This is a genomic window from Micromonospora sp. DH14 (assembly GCF_029809455.1).
Taxonomy (GTDB): Bacteria; Actinomycetota; Actinomycetes; order Mycobacteriales; family Micromonosporaceae; genus Micromonospora; species Micromonospora parva.
Genome location: NZ_JARVKT010000028.1, coordinates 23,413 through 45,134, shown reverse-complemented (window position 1 = coordinate 45,134; position 21,722 = coordinate 23,413). Strand labels below are relative to the sequence as shown.

At 70.8% G+C, this 21,722-nt stretch carries 14 protein-coding genes; 6 read left to right on the top strand and 8 right to left on the bottom strand.

Translation table 11 applies throughout. The annotated features are described in order from the left end of the window. Positions 1 to 532 precede the first annotated feature (532 nt). Together QCZ28_RS27040 and QCZ28_RS27035 are read left to right on the top strand one after the other, a co-directional pair. Positions 533 to 1,666 carry a hypothetical protein gene (locus QCZ28_RS27040; RefSeq protein ID WP_279519273.1) on the top strand — a complete coding sequence of 378 codons (1,134 nt, stop codon included), beginning with the start codon at positions 533 to 535 and terminating at the stop codon, positions 1,664 to 1,666. Between the two features lies 1 nt (position 1,667). Further along, on the top strand, positions 1,668 to 2,366 hold the full coding sequence (locus tag QCZ28_RS27035; protein WP_279519272.1) for a class F sortase: 699 nt from the start codon (positions 1,668 to 1,670) through the stop codon (positions 2,364 to 2,366). 74 nt (positions 2,367 to 2,440) lie between these two features. On the opposite strand, the gene QCZ28_RS27030 is transcribed toward QCZ28_RS27035, so the two are convergent. Next, positions 2,441 to 7,510, bottom strand: coding sequence for an NAD-glutamate dehydrogenase (locus tag QCZ28_RS27030; protein WP_279519271.1), 5,070 nt, complete (start codon positions 7,508 to 7,510; stop codon positions 2,441 to 2,443). A 289-nt stretch (positions 7,511 to 7,799) separates the two neighbouring features. Between QCZ28_RS27030 and QCZ28_RS27025 the strand changes: the two genes are divergently transcribed. Further along, entirely contained in the window at positions 7,800 to 9,764 is a 1,965-nt protein-coding gene (locus QCZ28_RS27025; RefSeq protein WP_279519270.1) for a penicillin-binding transpeptidase domain-containing protein, read from the top strand. A 147-nt stretch (positions 9,765 to 9,911) separates the two neighbouring features. On the opposite strand, the gene QCZ28_RS27020 is transcribed toward QCZ28_RS27025, so the two are convergent. The 7 genes from QCZ28_RS27020 to QCZ28_RS26990 form a co-directional block, all read right to left on the bottom strand. Further along, complete coding sequence (locus QCZ28_RS27020) at positions 9,912 to 11,426, bottom strand: arginase family protein (protein ID WP_279519269.1); 1,515 nt, start codon at positions 11,424 to 11,426, stop codon at positions 9,912 to 9,914. A gap of 66 nt (positions 11,427 to 11,492) precedes the next feature. Further along, positions 11,493 to 12,416 carry a tetratricopeptide repeat protein gene (locus QCZ28_RS27015; RefSeq protein WP_279519268.1) on the bottom strand — a complete coding sequence of 308 codons (924 nt, stop codon included), beginning with the start codon at positions 12,414 to 12,416 and terminating at the stop codon, positions 11,493 to 11,495. Positions 12,417 to 12,599: 183 nt separating this feature from the next. Next, a complete protein-coding gene (locus QCZ28_RS27010; protein WP_279519267.1) occupies positions 12,600 to 14,288 on the bottom strand; it encodes a methylmalonyl-CoA mutase family protein in 1,689 nt (562 codons plus the stop codon). 200 nt (positions 14,289 to 14,488) lie between these two features. Continuing rightward, positions 14,489 to 14,902, bottom strand: a complete 414-nt coding sequence (locus tag QCZ28_RS27005) for an Asp23/Gls24 family envelope stress response protein (RefSeq protein ID WP_279519266.1) — start codon at positions 14,900 to 14,902, stop codon at positions 14,489 to 14,491. 159 nt (positions 14,903 to 15,061) lie between these two features. Then, on the bottom strand, positions 15,062 to 15,481 hold the full coding sequence (locus QCZ28_RS27000) for an Asp23/Gls24 family envelope stress response protein (protein WP_279519265.1): 420 nt from the start codon (positions 15,479 to 15,481) through the stop codon (positions 15,062 to 15,064). 148 nt (positions 15,482 to 15,629) lie between these two features. Next, positions 15,630 to 16,631, bottom strand: coding sequence for a methylmalonyl Co-A mutase-associated GTPase MeaB (gene meaB / locus QCZ28_RS26995; RefSeq protein WP_279519264.1), 1,002 nt, complete (start codon positions 16,629 to 16,631; stop codon positions 15,630 to 15,632). A 55-nt stretch (positions 16,632 to 16,686) separates the two neighbouring features. Then, positions 16,687 to 17,871, bottom strand: coding sequence for an acetyl-CoA C-acetyltransferase (locus tag QCZ28_RS26990; protein ID WP_279519263.1), 1,185 nt, complete (start codon positions 17,869 to 17,871; stop codon positions 16,687 to 16,689). 62 nt (positions 17,872 to 17,933) lie between these two features. Between QCZ28_RS26990 and mce the strand changes: the two genes are divergently transcribed. From mce to QCZ28_RS26975, 3 genes are all read left to right on the top strand, one after another. Further along, a complete protein-coding gene (gene mce, locus QCZ28_RS26985; RefSeq protein ID WP_279519262.1) occupies positions 17,934 to 18,410 on the top strand; it encodes a methylmalonyl-CoA epimerase in 477 nt (158 codons plus the stop codon). A gap of 404 nt (positions 18,411 to 18,814) precedes the next feature. Continuing rightward, a complete protein-coding gene (gene ccrA, locus QCZ28_RS26980; protein ID WP_030333233.1) occupies positions 18,815 to 20,170 on the top strand; it encodes a crotonyl-CoA carboxylase/reductase in 1,356 nt (451 codons plus the stop codon). 277 nt (positions 20,171 to 20,447) lie between these two features. After that, a complete protein-coding gene (locus QCZ28_RS26975; RefSeq protein WP_279519261.1) occupies positions 20,448 to 21,710 on the top strand; it encodes a DivIVA domain-containing protein in 1,263 nt (420 codons plus the stop codon). The last annotated feature ends 12 nt before the right edge of the window (positions 21,711 to 21,722 follow it).

Here is a 21,722-nt window from a genome sequence, read left to right as displayed (position 1 = left end):
GGCGTCCTGCACGGACGACCGTCGGCGCCAACGGGATTCTTCGGGGGCGCCCGACCCGGACGGGCGATGGTGGTGGTGCCCGACCGATGCGGCCGGTCGATCGGCGGCGGCATGTCGCCCGATGAACGGGTGCCCTCGACTGCCTGCCTGCACGGTGTGGCTCTCTGAACCGCGTTCGCCGATTCTTGCATGGGAGCGCTTCCATGGCAATGGCTCGATGCGTCGCCGGAGCCGTTTCGGACGATACCCCCGAGCACGCCCGGCCGGCACGGATCAGCCGTAGCCGCCGGTACGGGATGGCCGGGATGGGTCGGGCATGACGAGTTCCGAACGCCGCGGGTGCACCTACAGGGTCACGGGCCACCTGAGCCCACACTCGATGCCGCGAAAGCCGCGTACCACCCCTTCACCTCTTACCGGAACAAAGGTCAAAACGCGAATCTTTCACTTCATAAGTCATGAAACCGTCTAACGTCGGTCTTAGCTCGGTTGTCGCCGGGCTCAGGACAACAGGGATGGAGTGACGCAGGTCATGGCTAAGAAGATGCTCGGGAAGGTCGTTGCGGGTGCCGCGCTCGGCGGCGCGTCGCTCCTGGTGTTCGCACCGGGGATCGCGTTCGCCGACGGCCACGACGACGGCAAGGTCTACGCCAAGCCGCACGTCGTGAAGGCCGGCGACGAGGTCAAGCTCCTCGAGATCTGCCCGGATCGGCAGGAGCACGCGTACGTGTGGTCCAAGGTCACCGGCAAGGTCAAGCTCAAGCCGGCGCGCGAGGACCGGGGTGAGGACCGCGACTGGCGCGAGGAGGAGAACTCCTCCGACCACGACAAGGGCAAGGACGAGCACGGCAAGGACGAGAACGGCAAGGACCACGAGGGCAAGGACGACAAGGGCAAGGACGACAAGGGCAAGGACGAGAACGGCAAGGACGACAAGGGCAAGGACGACAAGGGCAAGGACGAGAACGGCAAGGACGACAAGGGCAAGGACGACAAGGGCGGCCAGGGTGCCGGCGCTGCCGCCGACGCCTACGGCGACGAGAACGGCAAGGACTGGAAGGGCGAGGAGCACGGCCAGGACGCCGAAGACAGCCGTGACAAGAAGGACTGGGAGTCCAAGGACGAGCACGGCTCGGAATACGGCTCCGACAAGGGCTGGGAGTCCAAGGACGAGCACGGCTCCGAGTACGGCTCCGACAAGGGCTGGGAGTCCAAGGACGAGCACGGCTCCGAGTACGGCTCCGACAAGGGCTGGGAGTCCAAGGACGAGCACGGCTCGGAATACGGCTCGGAATACGGCTCGGACAAGGACTGGGAGTCCAAGGACGAGCACGGCTCCGAGTACGGCTCGGACGAGCGCGGCGGTTACGGCAAGGACGAGCGCGGCTCGGACGAGCGTGACTGGAAGAAGGAGCGCGAGTTCGTCTACTACGGCGAAGCCACTGTCGACAAGGACGCCAAGCCGGGTCGCTACGAGCTCAAGGGCTCCTGCGGCGAGGGCGAGCTGGTCGTGCTGCCGCACGGCGGGGTCGACGGCGGTGACGGCGGCGTCAGCACCGGCACCGACCGGGGTCTGGCCACTGGCGGGGCGGGCCTGCTCGGCGCTGCCGCGCTGGGCGGGATCGTGCTGATGCGTCGTCGGCGGACCGATGGTTCGCTCGTCTGACGTGACGACGACACCGGCCGGCGGCCGTCGCGGGAAACCGTGGCGTGCCGCCGGCACGGCCGTCGTCGTCACCATGGCCATGATCGGCGCCGGCATGATCGGCGCCAGTCTGAAGGACACACCCGCCCCCCGACCGCCGCAGCCGTTGGCCCAGGCCGCCCCGCAGACCACCGGGCCGGCGAGCACCGCCGACGACGCCCCGCCGGTCGACGGGCAGCCGATCGGGGACGTGCCGGCAGGGCTGGCCCGGTCGGCGCCGACCAGCATCGAGATCCCCCGGATCGGTGTCGACGCGACTATCATGTCGTTGGGCACCAACCCGGACGGCACCGTCCAGGTCCCGCCGTTGGACAAGGCCGACCAGGCCGGGTGGTACGAGCCGGGCGCGAGCCCGGGCGAGACGGGTAACGCTGTCATCGTCGGGCACGTGGACTCGGCGGTGCTCGGCCCGGCCGTCTTCTTCGACCTCGGCGCTCTCACCCCCGGCGACACCATCACCGTGCGCCGCGCCGACGGCGTGCCGGCCACCTTCACCGTCGACTCGGTGACGTCGTACCCGAAGACGGCCTTCCCCACCGAGCTGGTGTACGGACCGAGCGACCGGCCCGGCCTGCGGGTGGTCACCTGCGGCGGCCAGTTCGACCAGGCCGCGAAGAGCTACCCCGACAACATCGTCGTCTTCGCCACCCTGGCGGCGTGACCCACGACGAAACGAAACGCGGTCCGGCCGGTCGGGGGTTCCCGACCGGCCGGACCGCGTCCGGCGTACCTGACTCAGGCGGCTGCGGAGGTCCGCACCAGGGTGCGGATCTGACGCAGCAGCACCGACAGCGCGGCGAGGTCCGCCCGCGACTCGTCGAACTCCCCCATCGCCCGTCGAGCCCGGTGGATGGACGTGGCGTTCGACTGCTCCCACTGCTGCACCCGCTCGTGCGGCGGCAGGTCACCCGGGGTGGAGTCGAGCACCTCGGCGGTGAGCGCGGCCAACGCGGCGTACAGGTCGTACCGCAGCGCCATCCGGGCCAGCGTCTGCCAACGGTCCTCCCGCGGCAGCAGGGAGATCTTCGACAGCAGCGAGTCCACCCGGAACAGGTCGGACAGCACGAAGTAGACCGAGGCCACCTCGCTGACGTCCCGCCCGCTGGCGTTCGCGGTCTCCACCACGTCCATCAGGCCGAAGCTGTACATCAGCCGGGTCGCCCGCTCCGCCAGCTCGCGGGGCAGCCCACGCTCGGTCATCGAGTCCATGTGGGCGGCGATGCCCTGGCGCTCGTTGCCGTAGAACAGCTCCTCCAGCCCGGGCAGCAGCCGGGTGACCCCGTCCCGCAGTCGGGCGATCTCGGCCGGCACGTCGATCGGCGAGCGCCGGTTGGAGACCAGCCACCGCACCGCCCGGTCGAGCAGCCGGCGGGTGTCCAGGTAGACGCTGGTCTGCAGCTCCGGCGCCACCTTGTTGTCCAGCGCCTCGACCGCGTCCCACAGGTCGCGCAGGCCGAACACCTCGCTGACCACCACGTACGCCCGGATCACGTCCGCCGCGCTGGCCGCCGTCTCCTCGACCACCCGGAAGATGAACGAGATGCCACCCCGGTTGATCGCCTCGTTGACCAGCACTGTGGTGACGATGTCCCGGCGCAGCCGGTGCCGGCCCATCCGGTCGGCGAACCGTTCGCGCATCGGCGTCGGGAAGTAGTTGACCAGGACGTCGGTCGTCCACTCCTCATCGGCCAGACCCTCGGTGAGGATCTCCCGCTCCAGGACGATCTTCACGTACGCGAGCAGCACCGCGAACTCCGGCGCGGTCAGCCCGGACTCGCTGCGGACCGCCAGTTCCTCGTCCGGCGGCAGCGCCTCCAGGGCCCGGTCCAACCCGCCCGACCGCTCCAACTCGTTGATCATCCGACGGTGCACCGGGAGCAGCGAGGAGGCCTGGGCCTGGGCGTTGTTGATCGCCCGCGCCTGGTCGTAGTTGTCCCGCAGCACCAGCTCGGCGACCTCGTCGGTCATCCCGGCCAGCAGTTCGTCCCGCTCGGCAGTGGTCAACTCGCCGTCGGCCACCGCCGTGTTGAGCAGGATCTTGATGTTCACCTCGTGGTCGGAGGTGTCCACCCCGGCCGCGTTGTCGATGAAGTCCGTGTAGATCCGGCCACCGGTCAACGCGTACTCGATCCGGCCGAGCTGGGTCCAGCCCAGGTTGCCGCCCTCGCCCGCCACCCGGCAGCGCAGGTTGCGCCCGTCCACCCGGATCGCGTCGTTGGACTTGTCGCCCACCTCGGCGTTGGTCTGGCTGGAGGCCTTGACGTAGGTGCCGATGCCGCCGTTCCAGAACAGGTCCACCGGGGCGGTGAGGATCGCCTTCATCAGGTCCTGCGGCGACATCTGCGTGACGTCGTCGTCCAGGCCGATCACCGCCCGGACCTGCGGCGTGATCGGGATGGACTTCGCGGTACGCGGGAAGATGCCACCCCCCTCCGAGATCAGCTCGGTGTTGTAGTCCTCCCAGGACGACCGGGGCAGGTCGAACAGCCGCCGACGCTCCGCGTACGAGGTGGCGGCGTCCGGGGCCGGGTCGAGGAAGATGTGCCGGTGGTCGAAGGCGGCCACCAGCCGGATGTGCTCGGAGAGCAGCATCCCGTTACCGAACACGTCACCGGACATGTCGCCGACGCCGACCACGGTGAAGCCCTGGGTCTGAGTGTCCAGGCCCAGCTCCCGGAAGTGCCGCTTGACCGACTCCCAGGCGCCCCGGGCGGTGATGCCCATCTTCTTGTGGTCGTAGCCGGCGGAGCCGCCGGACGCGAACGCGTCGCCCATCCAGAAGTTGTGGTTCTTGGAGATCTCGTTGGCGATGTCCGAGAACGTGGCGGTGCCCTTGTCGGCCGCCACCACCAGGTACGGGTCGTCCTCGTCGTGCCGGACCACGTCCTCGGGCGGCACGATCTGCCCGCTGACGATGTTGTCGGTGACGTCCAGCATCGCGCCGACGAACTCCTGGTAGCAGGCGACCGCCTCGTCCCGGTCACCCGGCTTCTGCTTCAACACGAAGCCGCCCTTGGCACCCACCGGCACGATCACCGTGTTCTTCACCATCTGCGCCTTGACCAGGCCCAGCACCTCGGTCCGGAAGTCCTCCCGACGGTCGGACCAGCGCAACCCGCCCCGGGCCACCGGCCCGAACCGCAGGTGCACACCCTCGAACCGGGGCGAGTAGACGAAGATCTCGAACTTCGGTCGCGGCGCGGGCAGGTCCGGAATGGCCTGCGGGTCGAGCTTGAACGCCACGTACGCCTTCGGCCGCCCGTCGGCGCGCTTCTGGTAGAAGCTGGTCCGCAGGGTCGCCTCGATCAGCGTCAGGTACGAGCGCAGGATCCGATCCTGGTCGAGGCTCGCCACGTCGTCCAGCGCGCCCCGGATCGTCTCCACCAGCTCACCGCTGCGCTGCCGGCGCTGCTCGGTGGTCTGCTCCCCCGGCGCGAACCGGGTCTCGAAGAGCTCCACCAGCAACGCGGCGAGCTTCGGGTACGCGATGAAGGTCTGCTCCATGTAGTCCTGCGAGAAGACCGTGCCGGCCTGCCGCAGGTACTTCGCGTACGCCCGTAGCACCACCACCTGCCGCCAGGTCAGCCCGCCGCGCAGCACCAGCTCGTTGAACCGGTCCACCTCGGCCTCACCGCGCCAGGCCGCCGCGAAGGCGTTCTCCACGTGCGGGCGCACCTCGGCCAGTTCCTGATGCCCCTCGGGCAGCATGAGCCCGAAGTCGTACAGGTAGACCCGACCGTCGATCCGGTCCACCTCGTACGGGTGCTCGTCGACCACCCGCACACCGAGCGAGTGCAGCACCGGGAGCACGGCGGAGAGCATCATCGGCTCGCCGTACCGGTAGACCTTGAACCGGACGTCCATCGCCTCGGCCAGGTCCGCACCCGGCACCCGGGTGCCCGGTCGGGGCGCCAACTGCTTGCGGAACAGGTGCATCTCCAGCTGACCGGGCTCCTCCAGCAGCTCCAGCTTCGCCAGGTCCTTCATCGCCTCGTACGGCGTGTGCCCGTCCTTGTAGCCCTCCGGGAACGCGTCGGCGTACCGGGTGAACAGGTGCTTGGCCTGTTCGTCGCCGAGCTTGCGCTCCAGCACCAACCGGTAGTCGTCGTCCCACAGTCGGGTGGCGTCGGCCAACTCCTCGGCCAGCAGGTCGGCGTCGATGTCGCCGGGCGGCCGGGTCGGGTCGGTACGGACGATGAAGTGCACCCGGGCCAGCATCGACTCGGTGACCCGGGTGGTGTAGTCCACCCCGACACCGTTCAGCTCGCGCAGCAGGATGTCCTGCATGCGCAGCCGGTTCTGGGTGGTGAACCGGTCGCGGGGCAGGTAGATCAGGCAGGAGATGAACCGCCCGTACGCGTCGCGACGCAGGAACACCCGCAGCTGCCGGCGACCGGCCATCCGCAGCACGCCGATCACCGCGTGGTACAGATCGTCGGTCTTGATCTGGAACAGCTCGTCGCGTGGGTACGTCTCCAGGATCTGGATCAGATCCTTGCCCGAGTGGCTGCGCTGGCTCAGGCCGGAGCGGTCCAGCACCTCGGCCACCTTGCGGCGCACCACCGGCAGCTCACGGACGCTGGTCCGGTAGGCGGCGGTGGAGAACAGGCCCAGGAAACGCCGCTCACCGATCACGTCGCCGGCGGAGTTGAAGATCTTGAAACCGATGTAGTCCAGGTACGCCGAGCGGTGCACGGTGGCGCGGGAGTTGGCCTTGGTGATGATGAGCAGACGCTTCTCCAGCACCTTCTCGTGCGCCTCGGGCGTCATCGAGGACAGCGACCGCGCCTCCGGCGAATCGGAGCGCAGGATGCCCAGACCGGTGCCGAGCACCGCCTCCAACGCCTTGCTGTCGGCATCGCCGCCGTCGGCGTCCACCAGCCGGTACTCGCGGTAGCCGAGGAAGGTGAAGTGGTCGTGGGCGAGCCACCGCAGCAGCTCCACCGAGTCGGTGATGTCCTTCTCCGGCACCGGTGGGCGGTTGTCGGAGGTACGGGCCGAGGCCAGCTCGTCGGCGAGCGCGAGGGCCCGCTGACGCATCTTCGGCCAGTCCTCCACCGCCTCCCGCACGTCGGTGAGCACCCGCTGCAACTCACGGCGCAACCGGTCCCGCTCGGCCGCGTCCCGGACCGGGTCGATCTCGATCCGCATCCAGCTCTCGATGATGTCGCCGGCGATCGCGTCGTCCGGCTCCACATCGGCGGAGACCTCGGTGAGCCGACCGAGCGGCTCGCGCCGTACCACCACCAGCGGGTGCACCAGCAGGTGCACGTCGAGATGGTACGAGTTGAGCAGCGCCGTCACCGAGTCGACCAGGAACGGCATGTCGTCCGTGACGATCTCGACGACCGTGTGGTGCTGGTCCGCGTGCGGTTCGTGGATCCGTAGCTTCAACTCGCCGGGCACCCGCTGCTGGGCGAGGTCCCGGTGCGCCCGGGCCGCGTCGAGCATTTCCTCCGCCGTGAAGCCGACCAGCTCCTCGTCCGGGGCGAACCGCCAGAAACGGCCGACAAGTGTCGCCGCGTCGTGATCGTCCCCCGCGAGCGCGACGGCCTGGGCCACCAGGCGCTCCGCGTTGGGAACGGGTTCGTCGAGCTCCGCGTCCTCCACGTCGTCGGCCAACGCCTCGGTCGGCAGGCCCAGATCGTAGATGGTGTCGATGCTCGACCCGGTCAGCCCGGTGACGCCCGTGTCGAGCCGGCCGTAGCCGTCCCCGTCGGTCGCCGAATCGAAGCTGTCATCGTCCCGGCCGGAGTCATCCTGCCGGAGGTCGGGTTCCGGTTTGATCGCCGGACGCCGGTCCATCGGTGCCACTCCCCTCGACCCACCGCGTTGTGGGTCACTCTGCCGCCCAGCCTAGGCCCTGCCGTTCTGCGCCTTCGTCGGCGGACCACTGGCCAGACGTCCGGATCGGGACTTCGTCCTTTCACCCGTTGCGGGTCCGAGGTTGGCCGGCTGCGGGATACCCCGCCACGCGATGTTCATCACACGGGTGCGACCCATCTTTGAGCGCGGTCGAACACCTGGGGGACGTTGGGGACGTCGTTCACGTACTACCGTGCGAGGGCAGTCCGAGATCGGAAGGACCAGCTTCATGACCTTGTCGTACCCCCGGCCCCACCGGCCGAACCCCGCTCGCCGCCTGGCCGCCGCGGTCAGCACGGCGCTGCTCGCGGCGGGCGTCCTGGTCGGTTGCTCGGGTGACGACGGGCCGCAGCGCACCGTTGACGCCTTCCTCGCGGGCTGGCGCAAGGGCGACCTCCAGTCGGTCGGCATGATCGACCCGCTGGGCTCGAAGCTGCCGTCGGCCGACGTGGCTCGCGAGATCAAGGACCTCTCCGGCGAGCTGGCGGCCACCCCGCCCACCCTGACGCGACGCGGCGAGCCGAAGATCACGAAGGACATCGCCACCACGACCGTGCAGGTGGAGTGGACCCTGCCCGGCCAGACCCGCTGGGCGTACGACCGGGAGGTGCGGCTCGCCCACGGCGGCGACGACCAGTGGCAGGTGATCTGGGAGCCGACCGTGGTGCACGAGCAGCTCGCCAAGGGTGACCGGTTGGCGCTGCGCCGCGACACCGGTGCCCGCGCCGCCGTGCTGGACAACGCCGGGCAGCCGCTCGTGACCCCGCGCCCGGTGGTCCGGGTGGGTGTGCAGCCCAACGGGGTCGCCGACATCAAGAAGCTCGTCAAGGACCTCGACGCGGCCTTCAAGGCCATCCGTCCGGCGCTGGTCCCCGGCGTCGACCTGGCCGACCTGCCCAAACGGGTGGCCGAGGCGGAGCCGGGTGCCTTCGTCGAGGTGGTGTCGCTCCGCGAGGAGGCGTACCGGCAGATCAAGCCCCGGATCTACGACCTGCCCGGCACCAAGTTCATCTCCGACAAGATCGACCTGGCGCCCACCCGCGAGTTCGCCCGTGCGCTGCTCGGCACCGTCGACCCGGCGCAGGCCGACGACATCGCCGCGCACCCCGACCGGTACGTCGTCGGCGACCTGGTGGGGCACGGCGGGCTGCAGGGCCGCTACGACGAGCGACTGCGCGGCGGCCCCGGGCTGACAGTGGTGGTCGAGCGTCCGGCTGAGGGCGGCAAACTCGAACCCACCGGCACCGAACTGTTCCGCCGGGAGCCGCAGCCCGGGCAGGCGCTGAAGACCACGTTGGACGTCGCCGTCCAGAACGCGGCCGACGGGGCGCTGCGCGGCGAAGCACGCCGGTCCGCAATGGTGGCGCTCCGGGTCAGCGACGGTGCCGTGCTCGCCGCGGCGAACGGCCCCGGCCCGGCCGGGGAGAACCTGGCCTTCAACGCCCAGGTGCCGCCGGGTTCCACGTTCAAGATGGTCAGCACGCTGGGCCTGCTGGACCGGGGCGCGGTCACCCTGGACGGGCCGGTGGCCTGCCCGAAGACCTTCACCGTGGACGGTCGGTCCTTCAAGAACTCCGACAACTTCGAGCTGGGCTCGGTGCCGTTCCGCACCGACTTCGCCAAGTCCTGCAACACGGCCTTCGCCGCGCTGGCGCCGAAGCTCGGCGGCGACGGGCTGGCCGCCGCCGGCCGCACGCTGGGCCTGGAGGATCAGTGGGACCTCGGCACGGACGCCTTCACCGGTAAGGTCTCCACGGGCGGCAGCCCGGCCGAGCAGGCCGCGGCGTCGTTCGGGCAGGGCACCACGCTGGTCAGCCCGCTGGCCATGGCCGGCGCCACCGCCGCCGTCGCCCGCGGCCGCTTCGAGCAGCCGAAGCTGCTGATCGACCCGGCGCCGGCCAAGCCGGCTCCGGCGGGTGAGCAGCTCAAGCCAGAGTCCGTCGCGGCGCTGCGCACGATGATGCGCGAGGTGGTCACCACCGGCACCGGCAGCGCGCTCAAGGATGTGCCGGGCGAGGTGTACGGCAAGACCGGCACCGCCGAGTACGACGACAACCCGGCCCACACCCACGCCTGGTTCGTCGGCTGGCGGGGTGACGTGGCGTTCGCCGTCTTCGTGGAGAAGGGCGGGGCCAGCACCGCATCGGCCGTCCCGATCGCCGAGCGCTTCCTCCGCGCCCTGCCGGCCAGCTGACCCGCCACCCCGCGCCCCGGCGCCGGCCCTGCGTTCCGCGCGGGGCGTGATCCACTCGGTTTTCGTGAAACTGCGGTGTCCACGCCACCCGGACACCGCAGTTTCTTTGATACCGAGTGGATCACACCTCGGTCACCGAGGATCGGGTCAGGCGGTGTCGGCTTTGTGCCTATCAGCCGGATTATCGGCCGGCGGGGAGGGACGTCGGAGCAGACCCGGGCCGGCCGACGCGGGCGGGCCGACCGGTTCGCGCTCGACCAGAGGTGCGATCCGGGCGGCAATGCCCGACGGCTCGGAGTGGGCCGGCCCGAGCGTGCCGGGCGACTGCGCCTCAGCCGCGACGTCATCAGGCACCGCACTCACCGAAGGCCCGCCGGGGATGCCGCCGTCAGCAGACCCGACACCGGTAGATCCGTCGCCAGGAGACCGGACACCGGAGGACCCGGGGCCGGAGGGCCCGCCACCCGCACGGTCACCGCCGGGCGGGCCGCCACCGCCACCGTCATCGCCGGAAGCGCCGCCATCAGCCACCTCAACGCCGACCGGTGGCGCCGCGCCCCCGAGAACACCTGGCGGCCCGTCGAACGACTCGGCACGATCACGCCCGGCAACCCGCTCAAGCCCGGCAAGCCCTCCAGCGAGCCCGTCGAGCCGTTCGGCACGCTCGGTGGCGGTCGCGGCGCGGCCGTTGCCGCGCCGGGGCGAGGGCGTCGGCCGGGCCGACAGCAGTCGGGGCGGCACAGCTTCCGGCGCTGTCACCGGTGCCAGACCGGCGACGACGGTGTTGACGATCTCGGCCGCGTACGAGCCGTCCGGGTCGTAGTCGGGGTCGAAGACGGTCAGCTCCACGCCGAGGCAGTGCGGGGTGTCGACCAGGCCGGCGAGCAGGATCTCCAGTTCGGCGAAGGCGATCCCACCCGGGTCGGGGGCGTCCACGGCGGGCATCACCGCCGGGTCGAGCACGTCCACGTCGATGTGCACCCAGTAGCCTGCGCAGTCGGCGAGCTGCTCGTGCGCCCACTGGGCCGTCCGGGCGGCGCCTTCGGCTCGCAGCGCCGGCACCGGTCGGGTGGTGATCCCGGCGGCCTGGAGGTCGAGCCGGTACTCGTCCTGGGCGCGGATACCGAGCACCACCACGTCGATGTCGCGGAAGTAGGGCCGACGACCCTCCAGCGCGGCCAGGTCCGCCTGCCCCCGCCCGGTGACCAGGGCCAGGTCCTCACCGGCGGCGGCACCGACGTAGGAAGCGTTGCCGGGGTGCCGGAAGTCGGAGTGCCCGTCGACGAAGACCAGCCCGATCCGCCCACCGACGGCCTCACCCAGGCGGTGCATGGCCAGGGCCGAGCCGAGCAGCACGGAGCAGTCGCCGCCCAGCACCACCGGGAACTCGCCCCGGTCGATGATCGAGCCGATGCGTTCGGCGAGGGCCAGCGAGTAGTCGGCGATCTCGCGGGCGTGACACACCCCGTCGCCGGGCCGCCAGTCGCCCGGGTCGTACCGGGCGGGGGTGACGCAGCCGGCGTCGCGGGCCCGGAGCCGGGCCAGCAGGTCGTGGTCGCGCAGCGCCCCGGGCGCCTTGGCGCAACCCGGGACCGACGTGGGCGTCGGCGGCCGTAGACCGAGATTTGTCGGCGCGTCGAGGACGGCGATCCGGCGCATCATGAGCTCCCGTCCTCGGTGGTCGGGCGGGCCGGCCGGAACGCCGGCCCGCGCTGGCGTGCTACGAACTCAGAACAGGGCGCTGGCGAGGGCCCGACGCGCCGAGGCGACCGCCGGATCGTCCGGGCCGGCGATCGAGAAGAGCGAGACCAGGTGCTGGCGGGCCGTCTCACGATCCTCGCCGGCGGTGCGCCGGACCAGGGCGACGAGCCGCGCGTACGCCTGCTCGGCCAGGCCGCTGAGCACCTCGATGTCGGCGGCCAGCAGCTGGGCGGCGACATCGTCGGGGGCGCTCTCGGCGGCGGCCAGCGCGGCGGACGGGTCGGCGCCGGCCACCCGACGGGCCACCCCGACCTGGGCCAGCCCCGCGGTGGCGGCGGCGTCCGCCGGGGCGTCGGCGAGGATCTTGCGGTACGCCTGCTCGGCGGCGTCCAGATCGCCGCTCATCAACGCGTCGTCGGCCTCGTCGAGGCGCGGGTCCTCCGGCTCGGCGACGGTCACGCCGCCAGCCTTGAGCACGGCCTGGATCCACTGCCGCAACTGCGGCTCGGGCACCACTCCGGAGAAGGCGTCGACCGGCTGACCACCGACGACCGCGTAGACCATGGGAATGCCCTGCACCCGGAACATCTGGGCGATTCGGGGATTTTCCTGCACGTCGACCCGGGCCAGCACCCAGGCGCCGCCACCCTCGGCGTTCAGCCGCTCCAGGACCGGGGCGAACTCGTCGCTCTCCGGGAAGCCGGCCGCGCCGAAGAACACGACGACGGGCGTGGCCATCGAGCGTTCGAGCACGTCGGACTGGATGGTCGCCTCGGTGACGTCCACGATGGCGGTGTCACCGCCAGCGGCGGGCGCACCGGGTGTGCCGTTGGACGGGCCGCCCTGCGGGGGCGTGCCGGGGCGGGTACCTGCTGGTGCGGGGCCACGCAGCGTGCTGAGGTCGACCGCGCCGCGGGTGAAGATCGACGAGGTGATCCGTGGGTCGCTCATGGTTACCTAGTCTCGCACGTGAGCCCCCGATCTCAGCTCACCCGCAACCCCGACGTTGCAACTCTCACGCCCCGCCCCCACCCCCCGCGATCTTGCATATTCTGTCGCCGATACGCCGCATTTACGCCCTATGGCGGCACCAAATCTGCAAGATCGACGCGGGTGGGGTGAGGGTGGGTGGGGTCAGAAGCGGGCTGGCTCTCGGTAGGTGCCCCATTCGGCGCGGAGGGCGTCGCAGATCTCGCCCAACGTCGCCTCGGCGCGGACCGCGTCGAGCATGGCGGGGATCATGTTCTCGTCGGTGCGGCTCGCCTCGATCATCCGGGTGACCGCCGCGCGCACCGCATCCTCGTCCCGCGCGGTCTTGCGCTCGGCGAGCACCCGACGCTGCTCCAGCTCCACCTCGTGCGAGATTCGCAGGATCTCCAGCTCCTTGGCGACGGTGCCGGTGTGGCAGTTGACCCCGACGATCTTCTTGTCGCCCTTTTCGAGGGCCTGCTGGTAGACGAAGGCCGACTCGGCGATGTGCCCGGTGAACCAGCCGTCCTCGATGCCGCGCAGGATGCCCGAGGTCATCGGACCGATCTGATGTGGCCCGTCCCCGCCGAGCTGCCGGATCCGGGCGAAGATCTCCTCCGCCTCGGCCTCGATCTTGTCGGTCAGCGCCTCGACGTACCAGGAGCCGCCGAGCGGGTCGGCAACGTTGACCACACCGGTCTCCTCCATCAGCACCTGCTGGGTACGCAGGGCGATCTCGGCGGACTCGTCGGTGGGCAGTGCCAGGGTCTCGTCCAACGCGTTGGTGTGCAGCGAGTTCGTGCCGCCGAGCACCGCCGCGAGCGCCTCGACGGCGGTGCGTACCACGTTGTTGACCGGCTGCTGGGCGGTCAGCGACACCCCGGCGGTCTGCGTGTGGAAGCGCAGCCACAGGGCCTTCTCGCTGGTCGCGCCGTACACGTCGCGCAGCCAGCGGGCCCAGATCCGGCGGGCGGCCCGGAACTTGGCGATCTCCTCGAAGAAGTCGAGGTGCGAGTCGAAGAAGAAGCTCAGCCCCGGGGCGAAGACGTTCACGTCCAGCCCTCGCGACAGACCCAGCTCGACGTAGCCGAAGCCGTCCGCCAGGGTGTACGCCAACTCCTGCGCGGCGGTCGAGCCGGCCTCGCGGATGTGGTAGCCGGAGACCGACAGCGGCTTGTAGCGCGGGATCTCCCGGGCGCAGTACTCCATCAGGTCGCCGATCAGGCGCAGGTGCGGCTCCGGGTCGAAGAGCCACTCCTTCTGCGCGATGTACTCCTTGAAGATGTCCGTCTGCAGGGTGCCGTCCAGCTTGGACAGGTCGGCGCCCTGCCGCTCGGCGGCGACCAGGTACATGCAGAACACCGGCACGGCCGGGCCGGAGATGGTCATCGAGGTGGTGACGCCGGACAGGTCGATGCCGTCGAAGAGCGTCTGCATGTCGGTGGCGGTGTCGATGGCCACGCCGCAGTGGCCAACCTCGCCGAGCGCCTGCGGGTCGTCCGAGTCGCGGCCCATCAGCGTCGGCATGTCGAACGCGACCGACAGGCCGCCGCCACCGGCGCCGAGGATCATCTTGTACCGCTCGTTGGTCTGCTGGGCGTTGCCGAAGCCGGCGAACTGCCGGATCGTCCAGGTCCGCCCGCGGTAACCGGTCGGATACAGACCCCGGGTGTACGGGTACTCGCCCGGCCAGCCGATCCGTTCGAAGCCCGGGTACGCGCTGCCCTCGGGCGGACCGTAGACGGGCTCCACCGGCATCCCGGAGAGCGTGGTGAAGTCCGCGTCCCGCTTGCGCGCGGCGTCGTACCGGGCCTGCCAGCGCGCCCGGCCGGCGTCGATCTCGTCGGCGTCCATGAGCAGGGCTCCTCCTCGGGTCCTCGACTGCACATCGAGTGTAGAGCCCTCACCTGAACGATCGCTAAGTCACGCCCTACCGGCCGGTAACGGCGAGCACCGCGTCGATCATGGAGTTGTGGTGGTGCATAAATGCCGCAGCCGAGGCCAAAATGGCCACCACGACTGCATGATCGACGGGCAAGCTGGGCCAGGACCGCTCACGCCGGGGGCGTGGTGTGGGTTTCGCTGGTCGCCAGGTCGTCGACCCGGATGTTGACCTCATCGACCCGCAGCCCGAAGGCCGCGACCGCCTGGGTCACCTGAGCGCGCACCTGACCACTGACCTCTGCCACCCGTCGACCGGCCTCAATCACCAACACCAGATTGACCACTGCGGCGTCCCCGGTGACGTGGGCCGAGCAACCCCGTCGGGCATCGCCCAACTGCTCCAGCCCGACTCGGTCGAAAACCGCGTTGAAGAACCGGGCGACGTCCCCGCCCAGCTCGACCACGCCGGGCACCTCACGGGCCGCCGCGACGGCGATCTTCTCGATCACCTCGTCGGCGACCTGCGTCGTCCCACCAGCCGGCATCGAAGCCCGGGTCAGCTCCCGCGTTGCCTCCAGGTCCACAGTCGCTCCCTGCTCCTTGCACCGCCGCGTCGGGGCACGTCCGGCCCGCACTGAAGGTGGGGCGGTGCGAGCCTACTCGCACGACGCGGTGCCGGATCGTCCCGCGTGGACAAGCCAACGGGTCATCCGGCAGCCGTCCGACCGTCGGGCACCTACGCCTCAGGCTCCCGCGGCCGTCCCCGGCTGGTTCAGCTCGATGTCGTCGACCGTGACGTTGACCTGGGTGACCGTCAGACCGTACTTCTCCACCGCCTCGATCACCGCGGCCCGCACGGCCTCGGTCACGTCGGTCACGACGTGCCCGGCGTCGATCACCAGGACCACGTTGATGACGACGGAGCCGCCCTTCACGTCGGCCGACACGCCCCGCCGAGCGTCGCCCACCTGGTCCAGGCCGACCTTGTCCAGCACGCTGTTGAAGAACCGGGACACGTCACCACCGAGATCGGCGACACCGGGCACGGTACGAGCGGCCGCCCCGGCGATCTTCTCCACGACCTCGTCGGAAACCGACGTGGCACCCCGGGCCGCGCCCGTCGCGGGCGACACCGCACCGGCGTTCTCCACCGCGTCCGTCATGATCACATCTCCCCTGGTCCCGGTGCGATGTGGACCGACCGTCCCGTCAGCCCGCCGCGCGACGGCCGACCGCCGGCCACGCGCCGCGAGCCTACTAAAACCGAAGCGATCTTCGCGTCCGGGCGCTCGGTGCCGGCACGCCTGCCGGTCAGCGGGCGAGCTGGGCGAGCAACTCGTCCGCCGCCGTGTACGGGTCGGTCGCGCCCTCGGCCACCCGGGCGGCGAGAGTGGACAACTGCGTACCGTCGCGAAGGGACCCGATCCGGGCGCGGAGGGTGCCGAGCGCGATCGCCTCGATCTCGGCGGCGGCCCGCGCCTCCTGGCGGCGGCGCAGCTCGCCGTGCTCGACCAGCCAGCCCCGGTGCTTGTCGATGGCGGCGGCGATGTCGTCGATGCCCTCGCCGCGCGCGGCGACCGACCGGACCACCTGCGGCCGCCACTGCCCCGGGCCGCGCTCACCGAGAGCGATCATGCCCTGGATGTCCCGGACGGTGGCGTCGACGCCGTCCCGGTCCGCCTTGTTGACCACGAACACGTCGGCGATCTCCAGGATGCCGGCCTTGACCGCCTGGATCGCGTCACCCATCCCCGGTGCGAGCAGCACCAGCGTCGTGTCGGCCAGCGAGGCGACCTCCACCTCGGCCTGCCCGACGCCGACGGTCTCCACCAGCACCACGTCGCAGCCGGCGCCCTCCAGCACCCGGACCGCCTGCGGCGTCGCCGCGGCCAGCCCGCCGAGGTGCCCGCGGCTGGACATCGACCGGATGTAGACGCCCGGATCGGTGGCGTGGTCCTGCATCCGCACCCGGTCACCGAGGATCGCCCCACCCGTGAACGGGCTGGACGGGTCGACCGCCAGCACACCGACCCGGTGCCCCTGCGCCCGCAGCGCCCGGACCAGCTCGTTCGTGGTGGTCGACTTGCCCACCCCGGGTGAGCCGGTCAGTCCGACCACCTGGGCCTGCCCGGCATACGGCGCCAGCGCCGCGGCGATCGCCGGCAGCAGCTCGTCGCCGTTCTCCACCAGGGTGATCAGGCGGGCCACCGCGCGGGGGTCACCCGCGCGGGCCCGCTCGACAAGCAGCGGTACGTCCCGACTACGGCGCACCGACGTGCTGCCCGCCGCCGGGACGGGCTCGGCCTCGCTCACCGCACCACCTTCGTTCGCGACTGCGGGGCTCGCAAAACCGGCTCACTCCTCGCGCTCACTGGCCCGGCACGTGGATGATCAGCGCGTCGCCCTGCCCACCGCCGCCGCAGAGCGCCGCCGCGCCGGTGCCACCGCCGCGCCGCTTCAGCTCCAGGGCGAGGGTGAGGACGAGACGCGCGCCGGACATGCCGATCGGGTGGCCGAGCGCGATCGCGCCGCCGTTGACGTTGACCTTGTCCGGGCTGACCCCGAGGTCCCGGGTGGACTGGATGCCGACCTGGGCGAACGCCTCGTTGATCTCGATGAGGTCCAGGTCCGCGACGCTCAGGCCGCCCTTCTTCAGGGCGTGGTTGATCGCGTTGGACGGCTGCGAGTGCAGGGAGTTGTCCGGGCCCGCCACGTTGCCGTGCGCGCCGATCTCGGCCAGCCAGGTCAGCCCCAGCTCCTTCGCCTTGGCCTTGCTCATGACGAGCACCGCGGCGGCGCCGTCGGAGATCGGCGACGAGCTGCCCGCGGTGATGGTGCCGTCCTTCGCGAAGGCGGGACGCAGCTTGGCCAGCGACTCGACGGTGGTGTCCGGGCGGATGCCCTCGTCCTCGCTGATCACCAGCGGGTCACCCTTGCGCTGCGGGATGACCACCGGGGCGATCTCGTCGGCGAAGTGGCCGTTCTTCTGCGCGGCGGCGGCCCGCTGGTGGCTGGCGGCGGCGAAGGCGTCCTGCTCCGCGCGGGAGATGCCGTGCTTGACGCCGAGCCGCTCGGTCGACTCGCCCATCGAGCAGCAGTCCCAGGCGTCGCTGAGCCCGTCGTGCGCCATGTGGTCCTTGACCACCACGTCGCCGTACTTGTAACCGGTGCGCTGGCCCACCAGCAGGTGCGGGGCGTTGGTCATCGACTCCATGCCGCCGGCCACCACGATGTCGAACTCGCCGGCCCGGATCAGCTGGTCGGCCAGGGCGATCGCGTCCAGGCCGGAGAGGCAGACCTTGTTGATGGTCAGCGCCGGCACCGACATCGGTACGCCGGCCTCGACCGCCGCCTGCCGGGCCGGAATCTGACCGGCGCCGGCCTGCAACACCTGCCCCATGATCACGTACTGGACCTGGTCCGGGCTGACGCCGGCCCGCTCCAGCGCCGCCTTGATGGCGATCCCGCCGAGCTTGGTGGCGGGAAGGTCCTTGAGGTTGCCCAGCAGCCGGCCCATCGGGGTCCGCGCGCCGCTGACGATCACCGAAGCCATGCCTGCCTCCGAGGGGGGTGCCGAGCTGTACGCCTTAACGATTGTTCGGCCAGACTAGCGCCATGGCAGAGAACTCCCCCGTCGAGCCCGGTGCGGACTACGTCACAGACATCGGGCTTCGCAAGATTGACCACGTCGGGATCGCCGTGGCGGACCTGGACGCCGCGATCGACTTCTACCAGCGGACGTTCGGGATGCGCTGCGTACACGTGGAGACCAACGCCGAGCAGGGCGTCCGGGAAGCGATGCTGGCCGTCGGGCCGACCACCGAGGGCGGCTGCGTGCAGTTGCTCGCCCCGCTCACCCCGGAGTCGACCATCGCGAAGTTCCTGGACCGCAACGGGCCGGGCGTGCAGCAGGTCGCGTACACCGTGGTGGACATCGACGCGGCCTGCGCTGCGCTGCGTGAGCGCGGCATGCGCCTCCTCTACGACGCCCCGAGGCGTGGCACGGCGGACAGCCGGATCAACTTCGTCCACCCGAAGGACGCCGGCGGCGTCCTCGTGGAACTGGTGGAACCCGCCCGCACCCCGCACTGACCCCGCACCCCGCACCCCGCACCAAGATCCGCACCCCGCACCCCGCACCAAGATCCGCACAACTTCGGGGATGCTGCTGCCTCCATCGCGTCGGAGGCAGCAACATCCCCGAAGTTGCTGCCTCCGCGGGGCCGGGGTGCGGGTGAGTGGGGGGTGGGGTGGCGCAGATCGGGTTGGCGCGCACGTCAGTGCGCGGTTTGCCGGGCGGTTGGACACCTTCACGCATCGGCGGATGCAGTTTTTCACAGAGGACTTCCCGGCCTAGCTACCGTTCAGTAACGTCCGGCCCCACAGGAGCGCGACCGGTGCCGGATGTGTCGAATGCCGACATGGCGGTCGTGCCCACCGGCGCCGACGATGGCAGCACCCGGGCCCGTGCGGGTGCGGACGAACCGGAGGTCACCGTGCAGGACATCCTCGAAGCGATCATGGCGGCGGAGGAATCGAACGATCCGGACCGCGAACTCGCCGGCGTCGCCGGACTGCCCGTACCGGAGAGCTACCGGGGCGTGGTCGTCCGCGCCGAGGAAGCCCGGATGTTCGACGGCATGGCCACCCGGGACAAGGACCCGCGCAAGGCACTGCACGTGCAGGAGGTGCCGACACCGCAGCTGGCGCCGGGCGAGGCGCTGATCGCGGTGATGGCCAGCGCGATCAACTACAACACGGTGTGGACCAGCATCTTCGAGCCGGTGTCCACCTTCAGGTTTCTGGAGCGCTACGGCCGGGTCTCCGAGCTGACCCGCCGGCACGACCTGCCGTACCACGTGGTCGGCTCGGACGCGGCCGGCGTGGTGCTGCGCACCGGCCCCGGGGTGACCCGCTGGGCGCCCGGCGACGAGGTGGTCGCGCACTGCCTCTCCGTCGAGTTGGAGGACGCGGCCGGCCACGACGACACCATGCTCGACCCGCAGCAGCGGATCTGGGGCTTCGAGACCAACTTCGGCGGGCTCGCCGAGCTGGCCATCGTCAAGGCCAACCAGCTGATGCCCAAGCCCCGGCACCTGAGCTGGGAGGAGGCCGCCAGCCCCGGGTTGGTCAACTCCACCGCGTACCGGCAGCTCGTCTCGCACCACGGCGCCAACATGAAGCAGGGCGACGTGGTGCTGATCTGGGGCGCCTCCGGCGGCCTCGGCGGGTACGCCACGCAGATGGCGCTCAACGGCGGCGCGATCCCGGTCTGCGTGGTGTCCTCACCGGAGAAGGCCGAGCTGTGCCGCCGGATGGGCGCGGACCTCGTCATCGACCGGGCCGCTGAGGGCTTCCGCTTCTGGAAGGACGAGGAGACCCAGGACCCGGACGAGTGGCGGCGCTTCGGCGAGCGGATCCGCGAGCTGACCGGCGGCGAGGACCCGGACATCGTGTTCGAGCACCCGGGACGGGAGACGTTCGGCGCCAGCGTCTATGTTGCCCGACGCGGCGGGACCATCGTCACCTGCGCCTCCACGAGCGGCTTTCAGCACCAGTACGACAACCGCTACCTGTGGATGCACCTCAAGCGGATCGTCGGCAGCCACTTCGCCAACTACCACGAGGCGTGGCAGGCCAACCGCCTGGTGGCGCTCGGCAAGGTGCACCCGACGGTGTCCCGCACCTACCCGTTGGAGCAGACCGGCCAGGCCGCGTACGAGGTGCACCGCAACGCCCACCAGGGCAAGGTCGGCGTGCGCTGCCTCGCGCCCGCCGACGGGCTGGGCGTACGCGACGGGGAGCTGCGGGCCCGGCACGAGGACGCGATCAACCGGTTCCGCGGTCACTGACCGGCCGGACGGGGGAACGCGGGATGACCATTGCGATGATCGCTCATTGTTCTTCCGCCCTCATTAGCGGATAACCCACCCGGATCGAACAAAGGGCCTCGGGGTAACCCCGGGGCCCTTTTCCGCGTCACGCTGCGTGGCGTCCGACAGGCCGGGACCTGCCAAGATCGCCGATTGGTCCGACCTCGTCGACACCAGGAGTTGACCATGTAAAGAGGGCACGAAAGCTTCCCACCGCTCTTGCGAAGCACCCTGGGGCGTCTGCCAGTATGTCCCAATGCCCCAGCAGCAGTCCTCCCCTCTCGCGTTCTTCGATAACGCGAACTCGCAGCCAGATTTCACCGTTGGCCTGCGCGGATACAACACTCATCAGGTCGACGACTTCCTCGGCCGGATGACCGCCGCGCTGACCCAGTCCGAGCAGGCCCGTGCCGAGGCCGAGCAGCGGATGAACGACGCCCAGCGTCGGCTCCGCCAGGCCGAGCAGCGCATGAGTGCGCTGGAGCAGAAGCTCACCGACACGAACAAGCAGCTCGAAGAGAACAGCCGGCCCACCCTCTCCGGGCTCGGCACCCGCGTCGAGCAGATCCTGCGGCTCGCCGAGGAGCAGGCCAACGACCACCGCAACGAGGCCAAGCGCGAGTCGGAGGGCATCCTCTCCGCCGCCCGCCTCGAGGCCCGCGAGATCACCGACAAGGCCCGCGCCGAGGCCGCTGCCATGAAGGCGAGCGCCGAGCGCGAGGCGGGCAACCTGCGCACGGCCGCCGAGCGCGAGGCCGCCGAGGTCCGGGTGCAGGCCCGCCGCGAGGCTGACACGCTGCGCGCCGACGCCGACCGTGAGACCAAGCAGCTGCGTACCGTCACCGCGCACGAGGTGGCCGAGCTGAAGTCGACTGTCGAGCGGGAGGTCGCGACCCTGCGGGCCACCGCCGAGCGGGAGATCACCCAGCAGCGGGCGAAGGCCGCCCGCGAAGCTGAGGAGAAGCGCGCCGAGGCGACCAAGCTGCTCACCGACGCGCGGGACAAGCGCGACAAGGACCTGCAGGCCCTGGAGCTTCAGCTGGCCGAGCGGCGGGAGAAGGCCGAGCGCGAGGAGTCCGAGCGCCACGCCGCCCAGGTCGCGCAGACCCAGAAGATGGTCAGCGAGGCCGAGCAGCGGGCCCGGGCCGCGCAGGAGCGGGCCAAGGAGATCGAGCAGCGCGCCGAGGCGCGGCGGATCGAGTCGGAGCGCAACGCCGCCGAGACGATCGACAAGGCCAAGGCCCACTCGGAGAAGACCCTCAACGAGGCGAAGGCCGAGTCGCAGCGTCTGCTCACCGAGGCTCGCACCGAGGCGGAGCTGACCACGCAGGCCGCCCGCCGCGAGGTCGAGGACCTCACCCGGCAGAAGGACGCTGTCACCTCTCAGCTGGGTCAGATGCTCTCCGGGCTCGCCGGCATCGTTCCGGGAATGCCGGCGCAGGCCGCTCCGGCTGCCAAGCCGGACGCCAAGAAGAACGACGGCGGTCAGGAGCGGGTGCCCGCGGAGACCGCCGGCTGACGCGAGGCGTCA